Annotated in this window: 26 protein-coding genes; 17 read left to right on the forward strand and 9 right to left on the reverse strand. The window is 60.0% G+C overall.

The genetic code is table 11. From position 1 onward, the window contains the following. Window positions 1–4 precede the first annotated feature (4 nt). From M0P56_RS02305 to M0P56_RS02360, 12 genes are read left to right on the forward strand one after another with little or no spacing between them, the layout of a single operon-like run. Window positions 5–235, forward strand: coding sequence for a hypothetical protein (locus tag M0P56_RS02305; protein ID WP_291508430.1), 231 nt, complete (start codon window positions 5–7; stop codon window positions 233–235). Further along, on the forward strand, window positions 232–744 hold the full coding sequence (locus tag M0P56_RS02310) for a hypothetical protein (RefSeq protein WP_291508431.1): 513 nt from the start codon (window positions 232–234) through the stop codon (window positions 742–744). The genes M0P56_RS02305 and M0P56_RS02310 overlap by 4 nt, the downstream gene beginning before the upstream one ends. Next, entirely contained in the window at window positions 737–1528 is a 792-nt protein-coding gene (locus tag M0P56_RS02315; RefSeq protein ID WP_291508432.1) for a 4Fe4S-binding leucine-rich repeat protein, read from the forward strand. Before M0P56_RS02310 ends, M0P56_RS02315 begins: the two co-directional genes overlap by 8 nt. Next, window positions 1516–1818, forward strand: coding sequence for a nitrogen fixation protein NifZ (locus tag M0P56_RS02320; RefSeq protein WP_014029049.1), 303 nt, complete (start codon window positions 1516–1518; stop codon window positions 1816–1818). Before M0P56_RS02315 ends, M0P56_RS02320 begins: the two co-directional genes overlap by 13 nt. After that, window positions 1815–2069 carry a nitrogen fixation protein NifZ gene (locus tag M0P56_RS02325; RefSeq protein ID WP_291508433.1) on the forward strand — a complete coding sequence of 85 codons (255 nt, stop codon included), beginning with the start codon at window positions 1815–1817 and terminating at the stop codon, window positions 2067–2069. Before M0P56_RS02320 ends, M0P56_RS02325 begins: the two co-directional genes overlap by 4 nt. Continuing rightward, window positions 2066–3247, forward strand: coding sequence for an aminotransferase class V-fold PLP-dependent enzyme (locus M0P56_RS02330; RefSeq protein WP_291508434.1), 1182 nt, complete (start codon window positions 2066–2068; stop codon window positions 3245–3247). The genes M0P56_RS02325 and M0P56_RS02330 overlap by 4 nt, the downstream gene beginning before the upstream one ends. A 15-nt stretch (window positions 3248–3262) precedes the next feature. Continuing rightward, window positions 3263–3472: a putative nitrogen fixation protein NifT gene (nifT, locus tag M0P56_RS02335; RefSeq protein ID WP_291508435.1), complete on the forward strand. Its 210-nt coding sequence runs from the start codon at window positions 3263–3265 to the stop codon at window positions 3470–3472. A 4-nt stretch (window positions 3473–3476) separates the two neighbouring features. Further along, window positions 3477–3749, forward strand: a complete 273-nt coding sequence (locus tag M0P56_RS02340) for a hypothetical protein (RefSeq protein ID WP_291508436.1) — start codon at window positions 3477–3479, stop codon at window positions 3747–3749. Then, window positions 3746–4888, forward strand: coding sequence for a DegT/DnrJ/EryC1/StrS aminotransferase family protein (locus tag M0P56_RS02345; RefSeq protein ID WP_291508437.1), 1143 nt, complete (start codon window positions 3746–3748; stop codon window positions 4886–4888). The genes M0P56_RS02340 and M0P56_RS02345 overlap by 4 nt, the downstream gene beginning before the upstream one ends. 41 nt (window positions 4889–4929) lie before the next feature. Further along, window positions 4930–5235, forward strand: a complete 306-nt coding sequence (locus M0P56_RS02350) for a 2Fe-2S iron-sulfur cluster-binding protein (protein WP_291508438.1) — start codon at window positions 4930–4932, stop codon at window positions 5233–5235. Window positions 5236–5245: 10 nt separating this feature from the next. Beyond that, entirely contained in the window at window positions 5246–5470 is a 225-nt protein-coding gene (locus tag M0P56_RS02355; RefSeq protein WP_291508439.1) for a hypothetical protein, read from the forward strand. Between the two features lie 12 nt (window positions 5471–5482). After that, window positions 5483–6310: an SIR2 family protein gene (locus tag M0P56_RS02360; RefSeq protein ID WP_291508440.1), complete on the forward strand. Its 828-nt coding sequence runs from the start codon at window positions 5483–5485 to the stop codon at window positions 6308–6310. Window positions 6311–6514: 204 nt separating this feature from the next. Here the strand turns inward: M0P56_RS02360 and M0P56_RS02365 are convergent, their stop codons facing one another. Together M0P56_RS02365 and M0P56_RS02370 are read right to left on the reverse strand one after the other, a co-directional pair. Next, entirely contained in the window at window positions 6515–6796 is a 282-nt protein-coding gene (locus M0P56_RS02365; RefSeq protein WP_366109968.1) for an aldehyde dehydrogenase family protein, read from the reverse strand. Further along, the gene (locus M0P56_RS02370; protein WP_291508441.1) at window positions 6741–7637 is read right to left on the reverse strand and encodes an aldehyde dehydrogenase family protein; all 897 of its coding nucleotides are present in this window, start codon (window positions 7635–7637) and stop codon (window positions 6741–6743) included. The genes M0P56_RS02365 and M0P56_RS02370 overlap by 56 nt, the downstream gene beginning before the upstream one ends. A 191-nt stretch (window positions 7638–7828) precedes the next feature. Here M0P56_RS02370 and M0P56_RS02375 point away from each other — a divergent pair, with 191 nt between their 5' ends. After that, window positions 7829–8218, forward strand: a complete 390-nt coding sequence (locus M0P56_RS02375; RefSeq protein ID WP_291508442.1) for a group II truncated hemoglobin — start codon at window positions 7829–7831, stop codon at window positions 8216–8218. 111 nt (window positions 8219–8329) lie between these two features. On the opposite strand, the gene M0P56_RS02380 is transcribed toward M0P56_RS02375, so the two are convergent. Genes M0P56_RS02380 through M0P56_RS02400 form a run of 5 tightly spaced genes read right to left on the reverse strand, consistent with a single transcriptional unit; the run spans window position 8330 to window position 15403 of the window. After that, window positions 8330–9589 (reverse strand): NAD(P)/FAD-dependent oxidoreductase, encoded by a 1260-nt coding sequence (locus tag M0P56_RS02380; protein ID WP_291508443.1) that lies wholly within the window; start codon window positions 9587–9589, stop codon window positions 8330–8332. Continuing rightward, the gene (locus M0P56_RS02385) at window positions 9582–10739 is read right to left on the reverse strand and encodes an MFS transporter (protein WP_291508444.1); all 1158 of its coding nucleotides are present in this window, start codon (window positions 10737–10739) and stop codon (window positions 9582–9584) included. The genes M0P56_RS02380 and M0P56_RS02385 overlap by 8 nt, the downstream gene beginning before the upstream one ends. After that, a complete protein-coding gene (locus M0P56_RS02390; RefSeq protein ID WP_291508445.1) occupies window positions 10736–12268 on the reverse strand; it encodes a GMC oxidoreductase in 1533 nt (510 codons plus the stop codon). The genes M0P56_RS02385 and M0P56_RS02390 overlap by 4 nt, the downstream gene beginning before the upstream one ends. Further along, window positions 12258–13043, reverse strand: coding sequence for a glucose 1-dehydrogenase (locus M0P56_RS02395; protein WP_291508446.1), 786 nt, complete (start codon window positions 13041–13043; stop codon window positions 12258–12260). Before M0P56_RS02395 ends, M0P56_RS02390 begins: the two co-directional genes overlap by 11 nt. Continuing rightward, window positions 13040–15403: a glycoside hydrolase family 15 protein gene (locus M0P56_RS02400; protein WP_291508447.1), complete on the reverse strand. Its 2364-nt coding sequence runs from the start codon at window positions 15401–15403 to the stop codon at window positions 13040–13042. The genes M0P56_RS02395 and M0P56_RS02400 overlap by 4 nt, the downstream gene beginning before the upstream one ends. A 110-nt stretch (window positions 15404–15513) precedes the next feature. Here M0P56_RS02400 and M0P56_RS02405 point away from each other — a divergent pair, with 110 nt between their 5' ends. The 4 genes from M0P56_RS02405 to M0P56_RS02420 are packed head-to-tail and all read left to right on the forward strand — an operon-like array spanning window position 15514 to window position 21502. Then, window positions 15514–16083 (forward strand): mechanosensitive ion channel family protein, encoded by a 570-nt coding sequence (locus tag M0P56_RS02405; protein WP_291508448.1) that lies wholly within the window; start codon window positions 15514–15516, stop codon window positions 16081–16083. Beyond that, entirely contained in the window at window positions 16080–16982 is a 903-nt protein-coding gene (locus tag M0P56_RS02410) for a PfkB family carbohydrate kinase (RefSeq protein WP_291508449.1), read from the forward strand. Before M0P56_RS02405 ends, M0P56_RS02410 begins: the two co-directional genes overlap by 4 nt. A gap of 1 nt (window position 16983) precedes the next feature. Next, window positions 16984–19128 carry an HAD-IIB family hydrolase gene (locus M0P56_RS02415; protein ID WP_291508450.1) on the forward strand — a complete coding sequence of 715 codons (2145 nt, stop codon included), beginning with the start codon at window positions 16984–16986 and terminating at the stop codon, window positions 19126–19128. Next, window positions 19121–21502 (forward strand): sucrose synthase, encoded by a 2382-nt coding sequence (locus M0P56_RS02420; protein WP_291508451.1) that lies wholly within the window; start codon window positions 19121–19123, stop codon window positions 21500–21502. Before M0P56_RS02415 ends, M0P56_RS02420 begins: the two co-directional genes overlap by 8 nt. Here M0P56_RS02420 and M0P56_RS02425 read toward each other — a convergent pair. Beyond that, window positions 21497–22003 (reverse strand): RES family NAD+ phosphorylase, encoded by a 507-nt coding sequence (locus M0P56_RS02425; protein ID WP_291508452.1) that lies wholly within the window; start codon window positions 22001–22003, stop codon window positions 21497–21499. The genes M0P56_RS02420 and M0P56_RS02425 overlap by 6 nt on opposite strands. Then, entirely contained in the window at window positions 21967–22407 is a 441-nt protein-coding gene (locus M0P56_RS02430; protein WP_291508453.1) for an antitoxin Xre/MbcA/ParS toxin-binding domain-containing protein, read from the reverse strand. The genes M0P56_RS02425 and M0P56_RS02430 overlap by 37 nt, the downstream gene beginning before the upstream one ends. Between the last annotated feature and the right edge of the window lie 161 nt (window positions 22408–22568).

Below are 22568 nucleotides of genomic sequence, written 5' to 3' on the forward strand. Positions count from 1 at the left end.
AAACATGGAAACCTGGATCGTTCATCATACGAATACGACTATCCATCGTTGTGCAGCGAATACGGCAGCACTCCCCCGGCATCTCGACGATATCGATTTCCGCGGTGCGGAGATATTTACCCGCATACCAGCCAGGGAGCAGCGTCATCTCGCACGTGCTTACAGCAGTTATGTCTGCTGTGAGGAGTGCGAAGCGGCTCTGCTCAACCCCGTGAAGCATAGGGGTGCCGCATGAGTAATATCTGGGACGATGAATGGTTGAACCGCCGTTATTATGAAGGCCTCCTACCGGAGGCAGCGGAACGCCATCTGCATCTCGCGGCGCGCTCTTATGCGGACGATGTGCGCGCTGAGGATCATCTGATGGATGCCATCGCCATCGCGCCCGAACACATGGTCGTTTACCTGGGTTTATACAAATTTTATTTCTATAAAGGCCGACTGAGCGAGGCGCTGGCTACGGCCCGCATCTGTCTGCAGCGCAGCGCCGCAGAATTGGGTATTGATCCGGACTGGCGCGAGGTAAGGGAGCGGCAGGCGGATTTTGGCAGTTTTGATGCTCCGCGGGCACGCTTTTATATGTTCGTGCTGAAAGCCTATGGTTACCTGCATTTGCGTCTGGGTCACCTGGCTATGGGCAGCAAAATCATGGACAAACTCATCGAACTGGACCCGACGGATAAAATACAGGCCCGGGCGCTGCTGGAAGTCCTGCAAAAAAAAGAGGAAGACGACGATGAGTGATCCGGACGAGGCCATTGACTGGCAGGGCGGTGCCGTCTCCTGTGAAGCCTGCCCTGAGCGCGGGATTCCAGAGCTGAAGTGCGAACCGTTACATGCCTGTATGCATGATCGTTACGCCAAAAGGGTGGATCGCTTTTTCCGCTGGAATCCGCAGATCGCCAAGGATTATCTGCAACACGGCTACTTTGAGGTGCGGGCTTGCGCCGCACGTTATGCAGATATTTTTCATCTGCCCGCACTGATGAACGATCCCGACGAAACCGTGCGCTGGGCGGTAGCACAAAGGCTCCCGCAACGCTATCTGCTGCGGATGATCCACGATCCGCATCGGGAAGTGCGTATCCGGGTTGCCGCGCGGCTGGATGACCGTAACCTGTCGGCCATGATGCACGATGCGGATTATTACGTACGCCTGGAGGTAGTACGTCGTCTGCCCAAAGGCCTGTTGCCGCTCATGATGCATGATTCCGATGTGGAGGTCCGGCGGGTTGTGGCCAAACGCATCGGCGTGGATGCTCTGGTCAAAATGCTGCAGGACGATGATCCCGGGGTCCGTCTGGACGCCATTGAACGTGTACCGGTGTCGATCCTTTCCACGCTGGTTGACGATGCGGATTGGCGTATCCGCTACGAGGTAGCGGCGCGCGGGAGCCAGGAAGCGGTAATCAGCCTGTTGGCGGATGAGGATTATGAGGTGCGTCGTTGCGCCGCGGAACGCTTGGGGAAAGGCGATACACTTTCCAAACAACGATTGCCAGGGGAGGGTGGAATATGGCCGGAATGAGCAGAGACAGCGCAACGGTGGAGTTGGGCGCGGAACCCGAGTTCAATTATGGAGATAAAGTCCGTTCCCGCAAGCATGTGAAAAATGACGGGACATTCACCGGCGCCGAAATCGGCGAGGTGATTGTAACAAAAGGCGATGTCGGTTTTATCATCAGTATCGGGACCTATTTGCAACAATTTTATATTTATGGCGTGGATTTTTATGAACGTGGTCATCTGGTAGGTATGAAGGGCCGTGAACTGGAACTGATCGAATACAATCCGAGTCAGGAGGAGAAAATCTCATGATGGATCTGCGTCCTCCCCGATTTGATTGGGGCCTCAAGGTATTGGCTGGCGATGATATTTTTAATGACGGGACTTATCCGGGGAAGGCCGAAGGGGCCTTGCTGGTGGCCAAGGACAGTCCGGGAGAAATCGTGCGGGTAGGACATCATGAGGAGAGCAACACGCCCCTCTACCTCGTGGAGTTTGCCAACGGCATGGTGGTGGGTTGCCTGGAAGAGGAAATATTACCCCTCGGAGAGCCGAAGCCATGAGCATAACGCGCAGCATTTATCTCGATAATAATGCGACAACGGCCTTGGCACCGGCGGCACTGGACGCCATGTTGCCCTATTTGTCCACGGAGTATGCCAATCCGTCCAGCGCCTCCGAAGCGGGCGTAAGCGTCAAGAAAGCGTTGGGTGAGGCGCGGGTTGCGGTAGCCAAATTGTTGGGCTCCTCACCCGCGGAGCTGATTTTTACCAGTGGCGCGACGGAGAGCAATCATACGGCGATCCTGGGCGCGCTCTCCCTGACGAAAGGCAAACGCCACCTCATCACCAGCCAGGTGGAACATCCTTCGGTATTGCTCATGTGCCAGCATCTGGAACGCCTCGGGATAGAGGTGAGTTACCTGCCGGTGGATGAAGAGGGACGGCTGGACCTGCACGACTTGCGCGCTGCCTTGCGTCCGGATACCGCCTTGGTTTCCCTCATGTGGGCGAACAATGAAACGGGTGTGCTCTTTCCTGTTGTTGAAGCGGCTGCCATTGCGCATGACGCGGGGGCATTTTTTCATACGGATGCGACCCAGGCGCTTGGCAAGCTGTCGGTGAATGCAGCCGCTTCCGGTGTGGATTTTTTGTCCTGCTCGGCACATAAGATTCATGGCCCTAAGGGCGTGGGGGCATTGTTCGTTCGCAAAGGCATTGCCTTACCACCCTTGTTTCATGGTCATCAGGAACGGGGACGGCGGGGCGGTACTGAGAATGTTCCCGCCATCGCCGGTTTTGCGGCCGCTGCCCGCCTGCTCACCAATATTGAACACGAGGCGCGTTACTTGCGGGGACTGCGTGATCATTTTGAACAAGGTCTGTTGGCTTTCATGCCCTGTGCGCGTATCCACGGACAGGAAGCCGAGCGTTTACCCAATACCAGTAATGTCGGGTTTATCGCTCTTGACGGTGAAGAATTACTCTATCGCCTGGAACAGGAAGGCATTACGGCTGCAGCCGGTGCGGCCTGTGCTGCTGGCGGGCAGGAACCTTCCCATGTGCTCACGGCTATGGGCTTTTCTAAAACGGCGGTGCTGTCCTCACTGCGTTTCTCCTTTGGACGCCTGAACCGATCGGAGGATGTGGAGCGGCTGCTCCGCGTATTACCAGGCATCCTGCTGGGCATAATGGACATGCCGCCGATGACGGCCGGTGCCCCGATTTCTTGTGCACACTAAACAAGGAATAACCCCATGAAGGTGATGATTCGTAAAAATGCGGCCGGTGAGCTGACGGCGTATGTGCCCAAGAAGGACCTTGAAGAACCCATTACCGAGTGTCAGAAGCCGGAACTGTGGGGCGGAATGGTGACGCTGGCTAACGGCTGGCGCCTGGAATTGCCGGAGATGCCCAGTGATACCCGCCTGCCTATTACCGTAGAAGCGCGTCGCCTGGAGGGCTGAGAGGATGGAATTCACTGACGAAGATCTCGCGGTGCTTGTTGATCTGGGCCGGAATGCCTGCCGGTCTGGTGAAGGCATCCTGCCTGTTTTGCGTACCCGCTTCCCCGGACTGCCCATTACCCAATGTCCTGCCGGTGATGTCAGCGACGAGCCTTTCCGTGCCGGTGAATATTTTGACCTGCATCTGCTCGATACCCGCGACCACTGCTGGAAGGTCACATCCGATTCCCAGGCGGCGACGGGCCTGCTGCTCGCCATGCACCGGGGTACGACATGACTGCGGTCGAAATTCCGCTCTCGGACCCGGACATCAGCCCCGGCGAACTGGAGGCCGTAGAGGCGGTGTTGCGTTCCACTCGCATCAGCGCCGGGGAACAAGTGGAGGCCTTCGAAGCGGCCTTTGCTGCCTATCACGGGCGGCGCTACGCCGTCGCCGTCGCCAGTCCGACTCTGGCCCTGATGCTCTGCCTGCGCGCCTACGAACTCAGGGCGGGCGACGAAGTCATCCTCTCGCCCTATAGCTGGTGGCAGATCGGGCATGCCCTGGCGTGGTACGGGGTTCAGCCGGTGTTCGCGGATATCGATTACTACTCCGGCACGATCTCCCCCAAAGGGGCTGAGACCCTGATCACGGAGAAAACCCGGGCGATTCTCGCCGGCAATACCAAGGGGCATCCTGCCTTCTGGCAGGAGCTGCGCACGATGGCCAACGAAAACGGTCTGATTCTGCTGGAAGATTCGACGGAGGCCATCGGCTCCCGCTATCAGGACAAGCTGGTCGGCAGCTTCGGGGACAGCGCTATTTTTGCCTTTGCCCAGCCCTCTGCCCTGGTCTGCGGTGAAGGTGCCATGATCGTCACGGACGATACCGAAACCGTCAGCCGTCTGCGCCAATACCGCGCGCGGGGCATCAGTGAGCGGGGCTCGGTGGTGGCGCCTACCCGTCCACCCCTGCAGGCAGAAATGAGCGATATTCAGGCCGCCATAGGGCTGGTCCAGCTCGCCCGTCTGGACGGCATTTTGCAACGCCGACAGCAGGTGGAAACGCTTTACTTTGAGTACATGAAGTCCTTTGAAGGTATCAAGGATCCCTACCATGGGCCGGATGCCACCGCGGTACATTGGTTTGCGTACGAAGTACACCTCGGTACCCGGTTCAGCCGCAGCAGTCGGGATGCCATCGTCACCGATCTCCGCGCCCAGGGTATCGAGGCGGCCTCTTACTGCCTGCCCATGCATACGCAATCCTATTATCGCGAGCGCGGCGGCGGTCACTGCCCGACCGCCGTGCGGGTGTCCGACCGCACCCTGATCCTGCCTTTTCACCCGCGCCTGGGAGAAGAGGAAATCGCCTTTATCATCGAAACATTGAAGGATGCATCCGTCAATGTGGGTGCTGGTGCCGCCATTTATTAGTGTGTTGTTTTTACGTTCATTTTAATAGAGGAGAAGATTGAATGCCCATTATCACCATCAAACCCAGTGGTAAAACCGTTGAGATGCCCGTGGGGGCCAGTCTCGCCGCCGCGGTGATCGCTGCCGGTGAACCCATGGTCCTGAAGTGCGAAGGCAAAGGCGAATGCGATAGCTGCCATATTTTCGTCCAGGAAGGGCGGAAAAGCGTGTCGAAAATCCAGCGTCTGGAAAATGAACGCCTGGATACCATCGTTGGCGTCGGCAGCAAATCCCGTCTGGCCTGTCAGGCCATGATCGATGAAGAAGACGTCGTCATCGAGCTTTTGGGATTTTCTTCTGGCCTATAAGGAGGATGTGATGGAACAGTCGCTCGTCATCATTCATGCACGTTTTGCCAACGATGGCAGTGTGCGGGAAATTGGCGAGTGTCCCAGCGGGACCAGTCCTCAGGACTGGTTCAATGCGCTGAGCAGACACTCTGCCAATGGTTATGAATCTCTCTCCGGGGGAAGGGGCATTTTTCGCCTCGAACCAGCGGCCATCGAACAGATCAAGGCTGCGATTCTTTCCCTCGCTACATAAGGAAGCATGACTATGGACAAGGATCTTTCGGAAATCTTCAGCGGCCTTGCGGAAGGGCGCATCATTCCGTATCTCGGTCCCGGCCTGTTGCCGGAGGCCGGAGCCACCCTGCCCAGCGGGTTGTCGGCATTGGCGGAAGTGCTCAGCGGCCAGGTGACGGTGCCTCACAAGGTCCGGCGCAACCTCACCGGGGCCGCGCAGTATATCGAGAACTTCAAGCACCGCATGACCCTCGTGGGCATGATGGACAAGACCTTTGCCGAGGATCCGCCAATCCATCCTTTGCAGCGCGAACTGGCTGCCCGAAAACTCCCGTTGATCGTCCACCTCTGGTACGACAATGGTATGGCCAAGGCCTTGGCCGAACAGGGTACACGCTGGGGACGTATCCAGGGGCTCAGTCAGACCGAGCATTTTGGCCACTGGACGGGATATATGGATGCCGAGGGCCAGTCGGTCGAAGCCGCAGTGGCTGCCCAATGGGACACGATACTGTATGAGCCTTGGGGCTCACAAAGTCCGGCCAATAATTACCTCGTTTCTGATACGGATTTTGTCGAAGTGCTGACGGAAATCGACATTCAGACGCCTATCCCGGAGATAGTCCAACAAATCCGCACGGGGCGCCATTTTCTTTTTGTCGGATGCCGTTTCAATGACCAGTTGCAGCGCAATTTCGCCCGCCAGATCATGAAGCGTTCATCGGATCGTCATTGGGCACTGATAGAGGCACCGCTGACCCGGAACGAAACGCGTTTTGTTCGCGAGCAGGGGATTCAGGTGCTCCAGATGCCCTCTGGCGTCTTGTTAGGCGAGGCCGCCGTAGCCAAGGCGGGATAAGCAGGGGACAGGCCACGTTGTGGAGCAAAACCTGTGACTACGCACTTCAGGCTTTAGTGCCCTGCGCATCACGTCTGGTCGCCCATAAAAAATAAGGTGCTGGACGAGCAAACCATAGCCCATATGGCGGAAGCGGTGCGCGATGGCCGCTATGATTTACGGCTGCTGCGCAAGGCGGGAGGACGGCCAGGATATAGACGATGGTCATGACAACTGGATGGAAACATGGCGCAACTGTAAAAATTCTTCCAAGCCCCATTTGCCGCCCTCGGCGCCCAGTCCGGAAAGCTTGCTGCCGCCGAAGGGCGCCTGCGGGGTGGCGGGAGAGCCATCATTGACGCCGACGATACCGCATTGCAGCGCCTCCGCGACGCGGTATGCGCGTCCGAGATCGCGGGTCCAGAGATAAGCGGCCAGGCCATAGGGAGTGTCATTGGCGCGGGCGATAGCTTCCGCTTCGCCGCGAAACCCCTGTATGGGCAGCAGGGGACTGAAGCTTTCTTCGTGGAATAATGGTCATGGCCACCGCCGCATCGATATCCGCATCGGCAAAAATCAGCACAGGAGCATGCCCGCCCAATTCCAGAGCAAGCCGTTTGATGGTCGGCGATCCCTGCGCATAAAGCTTCTGCCCGACCGCCGTAGAGCCGGTAAAACTCAACTTGGCTATGCGCGGGTCCGCCATCAGTCGCTCCGCCAGAGGTGCAGGATCAGAGCTGGGGAGCACCTGCAGGGTGCCAGCGGGCCCCTCCGCCTCCGCCCAGAGCTCGGCAAGTTTTAATGCGGAGAGCGGCGTTTGCTCATCGGGCTTGAGGATGACTGTACAGCCAGCTGCCAGAGCCGGCGCTATCTTGCGAACGACCATGGAGACCGGACTGTTCCACGGCGTAATGGCGTATACCGGACCAACCGGCACTTTCCAGATCTGTAAGCGCTTGTCTGGAAACTGGGAAGGGATACTTTCGCCGGTGATGCGTTTGCATTCTTCGGCGTACCAGCGCGCCAGGGCGACCGCGGTTTTGATTTCCGCACGACTCTGCCGTATGGGTTTGCCCATCTCCCAGGTGATGAGACGTGCGAGGTCTTCTGCGTGAACCTGGATGTGATCCGCCCAACGGCTGAGGATGGCCGCGCGCTGGTAGACGGTAGTCTGGCGCCAGGTTGCAAAAGCGACCGTTGCCGCCTGCACCGCTGTTTCCGCCTCCCGAGTTCCGCAATCGGACACCTCGGCGAGTATCTGTTGATTGACCGGGCTCCGTACCACAAATCGCGTCCTGAGGTCTGTCCAGCACCCGTCGATGAATGCGGCTGTCGGTGCAAGGGGCATGAAGTTTTCCTGTATGCGGTGGACGGTAGCGGGACATTGCCGGATAACGTCCAAAGAAGGTACTCTTGCGGGGCAGGTTGTATCGGATTGACTGTAGCGCAGACATGAATAGAGCGCAAAAAGGCCATGCCCGCGTCGCATGCATCATAAACATAGTGGCCTCTATACACCTATTTGGAGCAAGACCATTGATGCTTGACCCTGAAAGTACGCCTTACGCCCGTCTTGGTGGTGAGGAAGCTGTTCGCAATCTGGTCAACCGATTTTATGACCTGATGGATAGCGAAGCGCAGTGGCAAACTCCGCTGCGGGATATCCACCCGAAAGATCTTTCCGAGTCCAGGGAGAAGCTCTTTTTGTTTCTGTCGGGCTGGCTGGGCGGGCCTGATCTGTACGTGCAGCGTTTCGGGCATCCCCGCTTACGGGCACGGCATGCTTCTTTCCCGGTGGACGATCAGGCGCGGGATCAGTGGATGGTCTGTATGCGTCGTGCCATGCACGAGGTAGAGATGGAGCCTGAACTCTATGCCCACCTGCAGGGTGCCTTTCAGCGCACGGCTGATTTTATGCGGAATCGCTAGAATTAAACCCGTAAAATACCGCCTTATTGTCCGAAGGAATGGGTCGGCTGGTGGAACTGGATAATTCATCAGACAGAACTTAACCAACTGCCAGGCTGGCCGGGTATGGGCTCATGGGTCGGAAGCGTTGGGCGGAGAGCGAATGATTTCTACGGCGGCGCTGTGGCGTAGATAATCCGTTCCCCAGTCGAGGAGGGTGAGAAGGCGATTGCGGGTGCCGATGATGCGGTAGAGGTGCAGACCCAGCCAGAGTAGCCATGCGCTCCAGCCATGCCAGTGCAGATGCCAGCGCTCGATCTGGCAGACGCCATCGAAACGCCCGAGGACGGCCATACTGCCCTGGTCTTGATAAGCGAAGGGGGGAGGGAGGACCCGCCCTTGCCGTTGGGATTGCAGCAACAGGGCGGCGTGGCGGGCGCTCTGCAGGGCGAAGGGCGCTACCTGCGGCCAAAATTCACCATTACTGCTGCAGGCCAAATCGCCGAGGATGAAGACCTCGGGGTGTTCCGGCAGGCGTAGGTGGGGATCGACGATGATGCGCCCACCGGGTCCCTTGGCGCCGGGCACGGTGGCCGCCAAGGGGTTGGCCGTTACGCCAGCGGTCCAGACGAGGGTCCGGGTGGGGATCGCCGCGTCAGGCTGGCACTGCACCGTCCTCCCGTCAAAATCCCGGACATGGGTGTGAAAGCGCAGTTGAGCCCCGAGTTTTTGCAGCTTGCGGGCGGCTTGGGCTTGCAGAGGCGCGGCAAAGCCGGGAAGCAAGCCTGCACTGCCCTGTACCAGGGTGACTTGCGCCTCTTCCGGCTGCAATTCCGGGTAGTCGCGGGGGAGCAAGACGCGCAGAAGCTCCAGCAAGGCGCCGCAGAATTCGACCCCGGTGGGGCCACCTCCGGCAATGACGAAGCTGAGCCAGCGCCGCCGTTCGGCGGGATCGCTACAGTGGCTGGCCGCTTCCAGGGCGGTGAGGATACGTGAACGGAGCATCTCGGCCGCCTCCACGCCCTTGATCTGCAGCGCATGGCTGGCGATGGCGGCATTACCGAAAAAGTTGGTGACCGTGCCGAGGGCGATGAAGAGGTAATCATAGGGAACGGTATCGCCGTCATCGAGAAGGATCGCCCGTTGGGGAAGGTCCAATCGAACGACTCGCCCCAGGCGAAAATGCAGGTCGCCGCCGCGCAGGAGGCGCCTTTGCGGGGTGGCGATAGCCTCCGCCTGGAGATCTCCGGCAGCCACCTGGTAGAGGAGAGGTTGGAAGAGATGATAATTGCACTGGTCGATGAGGGTCACCTCCAGCCCTTGACCCCGGAGGGCGTGGGCGGCGGCGTTACCGGCAAAACCGCCGCCGAGAATGAGGACACGCTCAGTCATGGGGCATGCCCCCTTGCGCATGGGCTGGCCGGCTGTTGCGCCAGGCGAGATAGAAGAGGGGGATGGCCCAGAGGGCCGACAGCGTATAAATGTCACCGAGGCTGAGCTGACTCTGCAGGGGGCCGAGCCCGAAGGAGCCGATGCCTTCGCCCACCATGAGTGCCCCGACCAGGAGTCCGGCCATCTGGGTGCCTTCCTTGGGGTGGGCGGCAATGCCGTAGGCCATGCTGTAAGGATAGTAGATGCCGCAGGCGACCCCGGCGGCGGTGAAGGCCATGAGCAAGGCGCTGGTGTTGACGAGATGGGGGATGAGCAGGAAGCATACGGCGATCCCCAGAGGCGCAAGCAGATAAATGATCCGCCGGTGCAGCAAATGGTTGGGAATAAAGCCCAAGGCAAAACGCGCGGCGGTCATGCCGCCCCAGAAAAGGGCCAGGGCGAGGGCACCGCTGGCGGCTGGCAGGCCGCGGTTGACACTGACCAGGACATTGGCCCAGCTCCCGAAGCTGCCTTCGCAGATGGCGTAGATCAGGACAGCGCCAGAAAAAGGCAGCATGGAACGGCGCCAGGCGCGCAATCCGCCCAACTCTGTCGGCCCATCGGCGGCAGTGGGCAGCAGGATGAGGGCCAGCCAGGCCATGGCGAGGAGGCCGGGCCAACCGGCCCAGCCGATGCGGCTGCGGAAGCCTTCGAGGATCAGGGGTGAGAGGGCAGTGGCGCCACCGATGACGGCATTGAGGATGGTCACCGCCGCCGCGGCGGCCCCGGCAAAGAGGAGAGAGGCAGAGCGGTTGATGACGGCGTTGGTGAGGCCAAAGCCGATGCCGAGGCAGAGCGTCTCGGCGAGGATCAGCCCATACGCCGGATTGCCACCCGTAAAGGCGGCGGCGACCAGCAGGAACATGGCGGCGGCGTTGCTCAACACCCCTAGGCGAAAAACGCCGACGCCACCGAAACGGCTGTGGATGCCACCGGCAGCCAGGGCGCTGAGGATGGCGCCGAAGATCTCGGGGAAATACAAAAATCCATAGGCGCTGTTGCTGAAAGCGTAAGGCGCCTGATGCAGGATGTGGCCCAAGGCAGGAACCATGACAAAGGCTGCGCCTTGCAGGAACCCCGCGGTGTAGACGGCGATGGTGCCGCGTTTCACCTTCTGTTCCCTGTTTTAAAGCGCTCGGTCAGATGTTCGGCGACGCGGATGGCATTGGCCATGATGGTGAGGGAAGGGTTGACCGCGCTGATGGAAGGCATGAAGGAAGCGTCGACGACGTAGAGGTTGTCGAGGTCATGGGCCTTGCACCAGGGGTCCAGGACGCTGTTTGCGGGATCCTCGCCAAAACGGCAGGTTCCCACCTGATGGGCGGTGGCGGTGATATCCATGGCCTGAAAGAAGACCACGGGGAAGCCGGCCCGGTGGAGGATACTGCGCCATTGGGCACAGAGGCGCCGGTGGCTTTCGCGGTTTTTGGGCTGCCAGGCGAGGCGAATATGGCCGTCGCTATCGAGGGTGACCCGGTTGCCGGCATCGGGCAGGTCTTCGGTAGTGAGCCACCAATCCACGGAGTGGCTGGCAGTCCAGGCACTGACGGCGAGGGGGAGCCGGGGTTGTTGGGCACGGAGCAGCGCCGGCGTGACCTTGCCGAGATTCTGGATGTGGCCGAGGGGATAGGGATAATCGGGGTCGCCCGAATCGTCGTAAAAGTCGTTGATGGCGAGGGTCTTCTGGAAGACGGTGGTGTTTTCCTGGGTGGCTTTGAGCGCCATGCAGGCGCTGTTGAGATGGCACATGTAGTTGCGCCCGACCTGGTCGCTGCTGTTGGCGAGGCCTTGGGGTGCGATGGCATCGGCGGAAGCGAGGAGGATGGCGGCAGAGTTTACGGCGCCGGCGGCGAGGACGATGACTCGGGCGCGCAAGGTGCCCTGATCGGTGTCCACACTTTCCACGCCCTTGCCGTTGGTATCGCGCAGCAGGCGCAGGACACGATGGCGAGTGAGCAGGCGAACGTTGGCGTGCGCCAGGGCGGGGGTGACGCCGCAGACTTCGGCATCGCCTTTGGCGTGCAGCAGGCAAGGGAAGCCGTCACAGGTGGGGCAACGCACGCAGGGGCTATGGGCGGGGTCTTCCTCGTGGCGCTGGAGGGCGAGGGGGAGGGGAAAGGGGTGCAGCCCCATATTCCGCAATTTTTGCTCCAGGGCCGCGAGGATGGGTTCATGGCGGAAGGGCGGAAAGGCAAAGGGGCCGCGGGGCGGTTCCAGGGGGTCGGCACCGGCCTGACCGTGGGTGAAGTACCAGGCCTCGGCCTGGTCATAGTGGGGCGCGAGATCGGCGTAAGCGATAGGCCAAGCGGGGGTGAGGCCGTCGCGATGGCGGCGAGGCAGGAAGTCTTTTACGCGTCGGCGCAAAACGGCGGCCCCGTAGAACTTGGTGTTGCCCCCCACATGGTAGCCGGTTATGGGGGTAAATGGCTGGCCCGCGCCGTCGCGCCACTGTTCGTGGGTGTGGTAGCGGTGTTCGGCAAAGACGGTGCGGGGATCCCAGTTGCCCCATTCGCGGGGGAGGTAGTCGCCGCGTTCGAGGATGAGGAGGGACAATCCCGAGGAAGCGAGGGCGCGGGCCAGGGTGCCGCCACCGGCGCCGCTGCCGATGATGATTACATCGGCATCGAGGCTAGCCGCCATGGCGGAAATCCGGATAGATGAGCATGCCGCCATCGACGGCGATGGTAGTGCCGGTGATGTAGCTGGCGAGATCGCTGGCGAGGAACGCCACGACATGGCCGATTTCTTCCGGCGCGCCAAGGCGTTCCATTGCGATTTTGTCATCGAGGTCTTTGAGCGTATCAGGGTTGCCCCAGACGGCTTCGTTGATGGGCGTCTTGATGGCGCCGGGGGCGATGGCGACCACGCGTATGCCCTTGTCGGCGGTTTCCTGGGCGAGGGTCTTGGTGAACATGGAGAGCCCCGCCTTGGCGCTGGTGTAGGCGCTGTAGCCCTCCCAGGGGATGAACTCGTGTACCGAGGTAATGTTGACGATGACGCCGCACGCACATTTTTCCATGCGCGGAATAGCGGCGCGGGCGCAGTAGTAGGGACCCAGGAGATCGACGGCGAGGATTTTTTCCCAAACCTGCGGATCGTCGTCACCGACGACGGCGCGGGGACCATCCATGCCGGCATTGTTTACGAGAATATCGAGGCCGCCAAAAGCGCTGTCGATTTCCTGCAGCAGTTTTTCGACGGCGGCAGGATCGGCAATGTCAGCCTGGAATGCCCGCGCTTTGCCGCCTTTGCCCTGAATGGCGGCGACGACTTGTTCGGCCTCGGTCTGCGCCTTGCGGTAATGAACGGCAACCTGGGCGCCGGCGGCCGCCAGGATTTCGGCGATGGCTTGGCCCAAACCGCCGCTGGCACCGGTGACCAGGGCGCGGCGCCCGGTGAGATCGATGGCAATCATGTGTTTTCTCCTTGCAGGGTGATGCTGAAGTCCTCGTCCTGCCACTGGCCGGTATCCCGCCAGTAGAAGGTGAATTGAAGCGTGGTACCAGGCGCCATTTTCTGCGTGGGCAAAATGGCTACATGGCCGAGGTCCCAATCTTCCGACACAGTGTCGGTGGGGTTTTGCCAGCCATTGAACCCCCAATGCACCGTAAAGGGTGCCGAGAGCAGGAAGCGCAGATCGTTGCCGACAGGCATTTGCCGGGGACGTTGGCGAAAACGCCAGAGCGTATATACGATCTTCGGTGCCTTGCCCTGATAGCGTTTCCACGTGGTCTGGGGGCGATCGACGGGATAACCCCGCTGCCAACTGTGACAAAGTTTGACGAACTCGCCATGGGTCCAGACCAAGGGCATGGCGGAACCGCTGGGTCGCCCGGGGAAGAGGTCGCGGTCGGGAATGGCGGCGCTATCCCAGACCTGTTCGGGCAAGAGCCCGCCAAGGCCGGTCATTTTAGCCATGGTCTCGATGTAGGGCAGTGCGTCCTCGCCGGTCAGAAGGGCAAAATGGCCCCGCTCTCCCACCAAAAGCGGCCAGGCACGGCCACGCCCACTGCCATCGAAGGGACTACCGTCGGGATGCTCTCCGTAACCGTCGCCGTTGTAACGGTGCCAGGCTGGGCCACTGGGGGTGTCGGTTTTGAGCAGGGCATCCATCACCTGGATGGAATCGCGGATGTGCGGATCGTCAGCGCGGCGCAAGCCATAACGGCAGAGTTGCAGAAAGTCGGTGGCGACCTGCTCTTCGGCGGGCAGATGCGGGTCGTTGGCGCGATTTTTGATCATCACCCATTCATTCATGGCGCCCGCATGGCAGAGCACGTCCTGGGGGGCGATGCGCAGGTAATAGCCGGAGACGCCGTATTTCCGCGCGAGATCCGTACCGGATGCGAAGGTCCAGTCCTCCAAATGCGCATTCCAGTAATCGGCCAGTAGCAGTGCGCAATCCCGGGCCTTGCCGCCGAGCAGTTCGCCACCTTCGACCAGCGCGGCAATGGCGACCGCCAGGGTGAAGGGATTGATGCCGCCATCCTCTTCCCAGCGATCCTGGCCGGTGGCCGGCCCTTCGCGGAAGATGAAGCCCAGGGCGCGGCGCAGCATGTCGTTAATGACAATCCCATCCAGTGCCTGCTCCGCCTGGAGGGCGGCCGCAAGAAGGACGGGGAAGCCGGTTTCGTCCAGTTGCACCCCTTGCCAGAATGGTTTGCCGCCCAGCCACTGGTTTTGCAGCCAGTGGCCATCCGCCTGCTGGGTGCTGATGAGATAGGTCAGCACCCGGCGCGCTTCCGCAACAGCGCCTATGGCGAGGAGGGCACCGGCGCTTTCCACCAAATCCCGTGACCAGACCAGATGGTATCCACCCCGGCTGTTGCTGGCTTCGCCCCAGGGGATCGAAAGGCTGGCCACCATGGCGCCGGGAAAGGTACGGTCTTCGTGGACCTTGAGCACGGTGGCTGAACGGGTATAGAGGGTGTGGACGGAGGCGGGAAGCCTGCGCTTCAGTTCGGAAGAGGTCGGCTGTTGGGCATGCCAGGCCTTCCATGCCCCCCGATACTCCGCTTCGGCGGAAGCAAAACTTTCGGCCAGGGAAGACCAGGCCAGGGTGGCGGCCGCCTCCTTGCTGGTGCCCAGGCCCAGGGCCAGGGTGCCTTGCCGGGGCAGGCGAGCGGACAGAGAAACCTCGCCCGGACCGGCCTCCTGATATTGCCAAAGCATGCGGCCATTGCGGTGAAAATCCTGCCAGAGGTCGCTGGCGCCCACCTCGCCCACGGAAAGATTTTCCAGCCCGGACAAACCCTCCGGATTCCGGCAGGAGATGGCCAGGCCGAAGGGCCCCTGCTCGGCCCAGAGCACGGGCCGCCCCTCCCATTCGTCAACCCATGCCTGATTATGCTCTGCGTCTTCGCCCAGGCGCGCAGCACAGAGCAGATACGGGCGTAGGTCGGCGTCCCCCTCCAGGTGAAAATCCATCAGCAGTACGTCCCGGAGCGGATCGGCGCAGATCCGGAGGGTGCAGGTGAAGCGTTCATGACGATGGGTGACAATGGGCAGAGGGACGGCCGGGTCATCGATCTGCAGTGTCGGGTTGGGCAAGGTCTTGAGTTCCTGCCAGAAACCCTTGTCATCGGCGATGATCAAGCCCATGTCCCGGATTTGGGGAATGTCGATACGCGGATAAAAAACCTCCGTGACAATGCCCTTGCCGACGGTGAACCAGAGCCGGGCCGGACCGAGGGCGGAGCCGACGAGATCCTTTTTTGCGGTGGACCAGACCGGATAGCGCCAGGTTGGGGCGGGGGCTTTGCTCACTGCTGCCATGATGTGCTTTCCTTTCCATCCGTGCGGGGGAACCCCTAGAGTATAGGAACAGATTTGCCCCTCTGGGTTTGCTACGTTATGGTAAAAATCAACAGCGGAGGGAGTGGCGTATGAGCATGATTTTCCATGGACTGGCAGTGGATCCGGAATGGTTATTACACCGGTTGACGTATTCCCTGCTGATCGTGGCGGGTAGCTATCTGATATTACGCTGGTATGGCAATGTAATTGTGCGCCTCATGGACTTTCTCGGCAGGCGACGGGCCTTCTCACGCGGCTATGGCGTGATGTTCCAGAGAATCACCACCTGGTTTCTCTGGCTCATTGTCTGGGTTGTCGTGCTGCGGGTCTGGGGTGTCGATGTCACTGCCATCTGGACCACTTTTGTCAGCCTATTGGCGGTGATCGGTGTCGGTATGCTGGCCGTATGGGCCATGGTCAGCAACATCACGGCACGCTTTTTTATCTGGTTCTGGCAGCCATTACAGTTGGGGCAACGTATCGAGATATTCCCGGAATCACTGACCGGTGAGGTCATTGAAGAAAATCTCATGTTTACCGAGTTGCGCCAGGATGACGGAAAAATTGTGGTTATTCCCAACAATCTCTTTTTCCAGCGCATTATTCGTCGCTTGCCCGATGTTGAAAAAGCCAGCCCGGATGAGAAGGCTGCACCATGAATGCAGACGTGCCCCTCGGCATTATTTTCGGCGAATGTCTGGTCGATGATTTTGGAGCGGTGCAACGACTCGGTGGCGCGCCCTTCAATGTTGCGCAACACCTCCATGCGCTGGGGGTGGCGTCCGTCTTTGTCAGCAGGGTAGGGCGGGATGCCTCGGGACAACGCATCTTGCAGCACATGCAAGACTGGGGGATGTCCACGGACGCAGTGACAGAGGACGCACTGCTTCCCACCGGTCGGGTGCGGGTGACGGCAGACGCCGACCAGGGGCACCGCTTCGAGATTCTACCCCATCAGGCCTACGACGCCATTGGAATGCCCTCCAGCGTGATCGCCCCCATTCCCTGGCTCTATCACGGTAGCCTTGCCTTGCGGGAAGACGGGCTATCGCGGGCGACTTGGCGCCAGTTGCGCGCCCGTGCCCGGTGGCGCTTTGTAGATATCAATCTGCGCGATCCCTGGTGGAATCCGGAATTGCTGGCCGAAGTCATACAGGGTTCGTCTATACTGAAGTGTAATGTGGAGGAACTGGAGCAGATCATGCGTACTTACGAACTCTCTCCAGCCTCGACCCTGCGGGAAGCGATGCAGATGGTGGCTCAGCATTTTGATGTGCAAGCCGTCTTGCTGACCTGCGGTGCTGCAGGTGCCGCTTATGGGGATGGGACCAGTTTTCACGAGGCGGAAGCGGTCTCCACGGTTGTCCAGGACACCGTCGGGGCTGGAGATGCCTTTGCCGCAGGCTGGCTCTGGAGCCTGTTTCGCGGCGATGCCATTGCACGACGATTGCAGAGGGCAGGGGAATTGGCAGCGGCCATCTGTGCGTTATCTGGGGCCATCCCGGATCAACCCGAGTTTTATCAGACCATAATGGCGCGCTGGTCCAAGGAGGACTGATTTGTCAGACCACCAGGGTCTTTATATTCTGATGCTGAGTATCCACGGCCGCATTTGCGGTACTCCGGAGCTCGGGGTCGATGCAGATACCGGCGGCCAAATTGGCTACGTACTTGACGAAATGCAGGCGTTGGCACGGGACCCGCGTGTCACCCGGATCGACCTTCTCACGCGCCGCTTTAGCGATCCTGGCACGAATCCCATTTATGGAGAACCGCGCGAATTATTGGAATCTGGTGCGCAGATTATCCGTCTGCCTGCGGGGCCAGAACATAAGTACCTGCAAAAAGAGCGGCTCTGGGACTACCTGGATACCTTTGTGGACGGTGCGCTGCATTTTATCCGTAGTGAAGACTGTATTCCCGATGTCATCCACAGCCACTATGCCGATGCGGGTTATGTAGGGGTACGCCTCTCCCGCCTGCTGGGTATTCCGCTCATGCACACCGGCCATTCCCTGGGGCGGGATAAGCGGGAAAGACTGATCGCTGCTGGCCGTAAAGCGGAAAGTATCGACCGGCAATTTCATTTTCCGCGACGCATTGCCGCCGAAGAATCCGTACTCAGTGAAGCGTCCGTGGTCCTGGCCAGCACCCGGCAGGAAGTGGACGAGCAGTATGGCCTGTACGAGAATGCCGCGCGGACGCATTTCAGGATCCTGCCGCCGGGTGTGGACTTGCAACGGTTTTCCCGGCCTGGGCGGCAGCGTTCTTCGCCGCTACTGTCCGGCCTACGCCGCTTTTTAGAGGCGCCGCGCAAGCCTCCCATTCTGGCCATTGCTCGCCCCGATGAGCGTAAAAATTTTCAGCGTCTGCTTGAGGCCTATGCCACCGACCCGGTTTTGCGGGAGCAGGCCAACCTGGTTTTGGTCATGGGCCAGCGTGACCGCCTTGGGCAACTCCCGCACGGGGCGAAAGGGGTGATCCAGAGCGTACTGCATACCATTGACGATTACGACCTGTACGGGCGCGTCGCCCTCCCCAAACACCACGAACCGGAAGATATTCCCGACTATTACCGTTATGCGGCCATCTATAAGGGTGTTTTCGTCAACCCGGCACTCACCGAACCCTTTGGCCTGACCCTGCTGGAAGCCGCGGCCTCGGGTTTGCCGGTCGTCGCCACCCGGCATGGTGGCCCGCAGGACATTATTCGCTACTGTCGCAACGGCATCCTGATAGAGCCCCTGGATATCGCAGAACTACAGGCGGCACTTCGCCAAATATTGTTTGATCGCCAACGCTGGCAGCGTGCCAGTCGGGCAGGCTTGCTGGGGGTGCGTCGGGTCTATAGTTGGGAGGCCCATGCGCGCCGTTATCTGGCAGAAGTGGAACGTATTCTCCGGCGTCAGCGCAAACAGTTGCGGCGCGAATCCGCCGCCCGCCAGGGGGTACGCCGCGCCTTACCGACAGCGGATCATCTGCTCATATCCGACATCGATAACACCTTAATTGGCGACCCGGCGGGGCTCGCCACGCTGATGGAGTGGCTGAGAGAGCATCCCCGGGTAGCCTTTGGTGTGGCCACCGGCCGGAATCTCAAACAGACCATGGAGATACTGGCGGCACACCAGATCCCCCGTCCGGACATCTGCATCACCGATGTGGGTACGCGTATCGTCTATGGCAGTAAGCTGCGCGAGGATCAGGACTGGGCCGCTCATCTGCACTATCGCTGGTGGCCTGAAGGGGTATTGCAGGCACTGGCCAGGGTGCCCGGCCTGCGCCTGCAGGAAAAACTCACCCAGAGCGCATTCAAAGTAAGCTATTATGTGGACCCAAAACGCCCGCCGACGGTGAAAGATCTGCAGCAGCGCCTGCACGAGCAGCAGATCGCCGCCCATGTGGTGCTTTCCCATACCCGCTATCTGGATGTATTGCCCATTCGTGCTTCCAAGGGTCACGCCATCCGTTTCCTGGCCTTTCGTTGGGGGTTGCCCTTGCATGCGGTGCTTACTGCGGGAGACTCCGGCAATGACGCCGATATGATGGGTGGCGAAATTTGCGGCGTTGTGGTCGGCAACCACAGCCCGGAACTACACGGGCTAAGAGATAAACATCACATCTATTTCGCCAGTGCTTACCATGCCTGGGGCATTCTCGAAGGCATCCAGCACTACCGCTTCCCAGGACAAGCTCATGTCTGACGACCTGCGTCGCTGTATCAGCCAGAATGCCCATTGTGTTGCCGGGCTGTTGCGGCATCTGTTCAATTTGCAACGTCCCTTTTTGCTCTATACCGATTTGCAAAAGGCCATCAGCGAATTTGCCGCAGATTACGGCAGTGATGCAGAGCTGGTGGTGTTGCAGGAATTTTTCTCCAGACTACAAGAGGCGGTGCTCGCAGAGCCTTGGATTTATCTGGCCTGGCGTCCCGGCCCAGGGCGCTGGACTTATCTGCGCCTACATCGGGAACAGCTCAATCTGGAGACACTCACGCCGGGTGATTATCTGGCCTTTAAAGAAAGACAGGTGCTCCCCGCAAATGATCAGGAGCCAGTACTTACCGTGGATTTTGAAGATTTCCGCGCAGTCTCCCATCGCCTGCACGATGAGGCCACCATCGGGCAGGGGCTCATGTATATGAACCGCCGCCTGGCCGGGCAACTATTCGGCGACATCAAGGCGGGACGCCAGAGCATTCTCGACTTTTTGGCGGTGCATAAACTCAACGGGCAGTCGCTGATGGTGCACGATCAGCCTCCGGATTTTGAAGCACTACGCCGGACCGTGCAGTATCTGGCGACGCTCCCCAAGAACCAGCCGTGGACGGAGTTTGCCGTGGAGATGACCCAGCGCGGCTTCGCCCCCGGCTGGGGAGACACCGCCGGGCGGGTGCGCGAGACCATGCGTTTGCTAATGGACCTGCTGGACGCCCCCTCGGCAGAGAGTCTGCAGGCATTCATCGACCGCATCCCCATGATCTCCAAAATACTGATCGTGTCCATTCATGGCTGGTTCGCGCAGGACAAGGTGCTCGGACGTCCAGATACCGGCGGGCAGGTCGTCTACATTCTCGATCAGGCGCGGGCACTGGAACTGGAAATGCGCCAGCGCCTGGCCCGTCAGGGGGTGGATATTGTACCCCGTATTCTGATCGCCACCCGCCTGATTCCCAATGCCGATGGCACCACCTGCGACCAGCGCCTGGAGTCCGTCCAGGGCGCCGACAATGTGCAAATCCTCCGCGTGCCCTTCCGCTATTCCAATGGCGAAATACTGCCGCAGTGGATCTCGCGCTTCAATGTCTGGCCCTGGCTGGAACGCTATGCCGATGACCTCGAACGGGAAACCCTGGCGGAATTTGGCCGTCGTCCTGACCTGATTATCGGCAATTATTCCGATGGTAATCTGGTGGCCGCCATGCTCAGTGCGCGGCTGAATGTCACCCAATGCAACATTGCTCACGCGTTGGAGAAGAGCAAGTACCTCTATAGTGACCTCTACTGGCGCGATCACGATGCCAGCCATCATTTCGCCTGCCAGTTCACTGCGGACCTCATCGCCATGAACTCCGCCGATATTATCGTCACCAGCACCTATCAGGAAATCGCGGGAAATGACCGCGAAGTGGGCCAGTACGAAGGGCATCAGAATTACAGCCTCCCCGGACTGTATCGGGTGGAAAACGGGATTGACGTCTTCGATACCAAATTCAATATCGTTTCTCCGGGGGCTGACGCCCACTATTATTTCCCTTATTCCGCCAGCGCAGCACGTTTGCGTTTTCTACACGAGGATATTGATGCGTTGCTTTTTGGCGAGGCGCCCGCCGCAGACCGGCGCGGCGTACTAAAAGATCGGGATAAACCCATCATTTTCAGTATGGCGCGCATGGATCACATCAAAAATCTCAGCGGACTGGCTGAGCTTTTTGGCGCATCGGAGCGCCTGCGCAAACTGGCCAACCTGGTTATCGTCGGCGGCCATGTCGACCCGCAGAATTCTCAGGACGAGGAAGAGCGGGCGCAAATCCAGCGGACGCACGATATGATGGATGCGCATCAACTCGACGGGCAGATGCGCTGGATAGGCACTTTACTCGACAAAAATGTGGCGGGGGAACTCTACCGGATTATTGGCGATACCCGTGGATGCTTCGTCCAGCCCGCGCTCTTTGAAGCCTTCGGGCTGACGGTGATCGAAGCCATGAGCTCGGGTCTGCCGGTTTTTGCCACCCGCTTCGGCGGCCCGCTGGAAATCATCGAAGACGGTGTTTCCGGCTTTCATATCGACCCCAATAACCAGCAGGAAACGGCAGAAAAGCTGGCGGACTTCCTGGAAGCGGCTGCCGCCGATATCCGTGTCTGGGAGACCATTTCCGACGGCGCATTGGCGCGGGTCAGCGCGCACTATACCTGGGGCAATTACGCCACGCAGATGATGACTCTGGCGCGGATTTTCGGCTTCTGGCGCTTCATGCTCAAAACCGATCACCACGCCGCCCGCCGCTATTTGCAGATGTTTCAGCACTTGCAGTGGCGGCCTCTGGCCCATGCGGTGCCGTTGGGCGAGTCATGAGGGACAGCCGGGCCTCTGCGCCAAACGCGTGTCCAAAGGATAACGATAGGTGGCAGAAATGGCGCAGCGCGTCGCCGCCGGATGCCGAGGGTTCAGAAGCACGTTCCAGGTCTCGGGCACCAGTACACTCGGCACGCGCAGCAGGGGTGCTGCCCCGTCGGCGAGCCAGCGGTCCCCATAGACCTGCGTGAGATGCGGATGTTGACTCCAATCCTGCGGAAGATGCGTGATGTCCGCACGGTCTAACGCGATATCTTCCGGCACGGAAACACGCAACCATTGGAACGCGTCCGGGAGGTCTTCCGCATCGACTTCGAGATGGACCAGCGTTTCCAGAAGTGCCGTGGACGGGTCCGGCGCGCAATAGACTACCGGACGGCCGCGACTGGACCAACGTCCGGAAGCACGCATGCCACCCAGACCATCCAGCGTCGCATGATTACTGATCCGCCAGAGAACCACCGTCAGGCGGCCATCCCCTGATCGATACGGACCAACCATTCTTCCACCAGACGGGCACCCATTTCGGTTTCCAGCGCCGTGAGTGGCGTGCGGCCACCCAGTCCGGTTTTCGGTTTGCGCAACCAGCGCAGGGCCTTTTCCGGGTCGCCGAAGGTCTGTCGCGCCTGCAGCAGACAGCGCAAGACGCGCAGGAACCGGTCGGACTCCTCCCGATTCAGGCGACCGGTACCCGCTTTGCGATGCGACATGGTCCGCGCCGGGATGACCAGTGCCTGGATTTCGGTCTTCATCAACCCGAGCTCCGTTAGCAGCGCCAACTGCGCAAGAGGAACCCCCGTTTCCGTCAGTTCAAGCAGGGCAGTGTCCTCTTCCGGGAGAAGCCCAAGCAGCCGCAGAATCCCTTGCGATGCGGGCGTTCCTGGTTCGATCAGTGCTATCGCCATAACGGCTTCCTCCGGTCTTGGCCACATGCCACCATTATAGCGGCAATTTGCGTAAATGGGCCAGACCTAACGGGTGCGCATCCCCGAAAAACGGTATCAGGTCACAGATGGTGTGGTTTTGATTTGCGTGGCATCTCTCCTCAATATCGCCGTCCGAAAAT

Origin of the sequence: Acidithiobacillus sp., assembly GCF_023229925.1 — a bacterium.
Classification (GTDB): Bacteria; Pseudomonadota; Gammaproteobacteria; order Acidithiobacillales; family Acidithiobacillaceae; genus Acidithiobacillus.